The organism is Dietzia sp. SLG310A2-38A2 (assembly GCF_014145095.1).
GTDB lineage: Bacteria > Actinomycetota > Actinomycetes > Mycobacteriales > Mycobacteriaceae > Dietzia.
This window is the reverse complement of record NZ_JAALDX010000183.1, coordinates 1-2,292: the sequence shown is the minus strand read 5'-3', so window position 1 is coordinate 2,292 and position 2,292 is coordinate 1. Positions and strand designations below refer to the sequence as shown.

The following is a 2,292-nucleotide window of genomic DNA, read 5'->3' as shown; positions in this document are numbered from 1 at the left end:
CCTGTGTTGCGGCCGCGACGAGGCGGAGCTCGCCCGCCGCGCCGCCGCCATCGGTCGGGACGTCGACGAGCTGCGGGCCAACGGCGCGGCCGGAACCCCGGACCAGGTGGTGGACACCATCGGCCGGTACGCGGCGATCGGTGCGAGGCGCATCTACCTGCAGATGCTCGACATGTCCGACCTCGACCACCTGGAGCTGGTCGCCTCGGAGGTTGCGCGGCAGGTGTAGGGGGAGGTGAGTCTCAACCGAGGAGCGTAAGGGGCCAGCGGCTGGACGGATTCAGCAAACTCCCGCCTTCCGTTGGTTTCGGAATGCGGCTATTCTCTGAACATGACCGTCGGCAGCACGCCAAGTTCCAGACCACTCTCGGAGGTGGAACTCGTCAACTCGGCGGCCGAAGCGCTCCGTGCGAGAGTCCCGGCTGAGTGGGAGATCGATGTAAGCCAGGCTGCTACATCATCGTCCCTTGGCGGCGCTGAGTCTCTGATGATCGTCGTAGCTCCTGATGGGAGCACCGCTAGGTTCTGCGTCACCGTCAAGAACGCCGTCGTAGCCCGAGACATACCGTCGCTTCGGGAGAGGTGTGGCGAGAGTATGGCCCAGGTGCCGAGCAGGGCGTGTCTGGTGGTGACTCGTTATCTCGCGCCTGCCGACCGTACGCGGCTCGACGAAGCGGGAATTTCGTACATCGACGCGACGGGAAATATGAGGGTCCGGTCCTCTTCTCCCGCCTTCTTCCTATCGGATCGAGGTGCCGACAGTGATCCCTGGCGAGGGCCGGGGCGTCCGAGGGGCACCCTGAAGGGAGAACCCGCCGCAAAGGTGGTCCGAGCGCTCGTTGATATCCCCGGCCCGTGGCGCGTGCGCGAACTCGCCGACATCTCTCGGGCCTCGGTGGGGTCGGTGTACCGGGTGATGCAGTTCCTCGAAGAGCAGGAGCTTGCCGAGCGGCTTCCCGACCGCCAGTTCCTTGTGCCCGACTGGGTGGCTCTTCTGCGCAGGTGGAGCGACGACTACCAACTTCTCCGGACCAATACGGTGACGCGTTGGATCGCTCCCAGGGGTTTGTCCGACCTTCTCGATACCGTGCGCGAGGACAAGGAAGCTGACTACGCGGTGACCGGGTCCGTGGCAGCAGCAGCGTGGGCTGCCTACGCGCCAGCGAGGTCGGCGATGGTGTACGTCCGAAACGCCGAGCGTGAAGCCGCGAAATGGGGGCTGCGTGGCACCGAAGCAGGAGCGAACGTGTTGCTGATTGAACCTAAGTATCCGGTCGTCATGGAGCGCGCGATGTCCGCACTAGAGGGACTCACCGTCGCGCGCCCGGCCCAGGTGGCTGTGGACCTCATGACCGGGCCCGGACGGGCGCCCGCGGAGGCGAACGAGTTACTCGAATGGATGAAGGCACATGAACAATCCTGGCGGTGACGATGGCGACTTGATCGTCCGGGCGCGGTCGGCACTTCTGGACGCGGCCGAGGCATTGTTCGAGCATCGGGACTCTCTCGTCCTGATCGGAGCCCAAGCCGTCTACCTCCGGACAGGCGGACTACAGGTTGCACTCGCGGAAGCGACGAAAGACAGTGACGTCGCGCTCGACCCTCGCACCGTTGCAGACGAGCCCCTCCTCGACGAAGCCATGACGCGAGCGGGCTTCTACCGCTCCGATCAACCAGGATCCTGGCTCAATCGAGAAGGGATACCCGTGGACCTCATGGTCCCGGAAGAGCTTGCCGGCGGGGGTCCTCGAGGTGCCCGCGGTGCAAGAATTCCACCGCATTCCAAGCACGCAGCCCGCCGAGCCAGGGGACTTGAGGCGTGCATGGTCGACAACGATGAGATGGACGTACCCGCACTCGATCCGCGAGATGAGCGCTGGGCCCGCCTCCGGGTCGCTGGACCCGCAGCACTGCTGGTCGCCAAACTGCACAAGATCGCCGAGCGAGCCGATACCCCGCACCGACTCAACGACAAAGACGCACACGATGCCTACCGGCTCCTCCAGGCATTCGAGACACGTGACCTCGCCGAGGTGTTCTCACGGTTGCAGGCCCACGAGCTCTGCGGAGCGACCACAGAAGATGCGCTCAACTTTCTCGACAAACTGTTCGCCCAAAGTCCGGATGCTCTCGGACCGACCATGGCAGGTCGCGCCGAAGAGGGCATCGGGGAACCCGAACAAGTCGCCGTCGCTACATTCATCCTCGCGCAGGATCTCCTCGCTGCGCTGCGTGAATAGCCTGGCTCCGCCCCGTCACCGGCCGGGGCAGGGTGACCCGGCCGGTGACGCG

General features: G+C 65.2%; 2 protein-coding genes and 1 pseudogene. All 3 read left to right on the top strand.

All coding sequences use genetic code 11. The features are described from left to right. Positions 1-229: pseudogene (locus tag G6027_RS07180) on the top strand (LLM class F420-dependent oxidoreductase); the annotation flags it as partial. Between the two features lie 102 nt (positions 230-331). Next, on the top strand, positions 332-1,429 hold the full coding sequence (locus G6027_RS18690) for a hypothetical protein (RefSeq protein ID WP_241726896.1): 1,098 nt from the start codon (positions 332-334) through the stop codon (positions 1,427-1,429). Continuing rightward, a complete protein-coding gene (locus G6027_RS07170; protein ID WP_182636574.1) occupies positions 1,410-2,240 on the top strand; it encodes a hypothetical protein in 831 nt (276 codons plus the stop codon). Before G6027_RS18690 ends, G6027_RS07170 begins: the two co-directional genes overlap by 20 nt. The last annotated feature ends 52 nt before the right edge of the window (positions 2,241-2,292 follow it).

Excerpts from the sequence above, each read along its gene's own strand:
- G6027_RS18690 (WP_241726896.1), top strand. The coding sequence starts at position 332 with ATGACCGTCGGCAGCACGCCAAGTTCCAGACCACTCTCGGAGGTGGAA.
- G6027_RS07170 (WP_182636574.1), top strand. The coding sequence starts at position 1,410 with ATGAACAATCCTGGCGGTGACGATGGCGACTTGATCGTCCGGGCGCGG.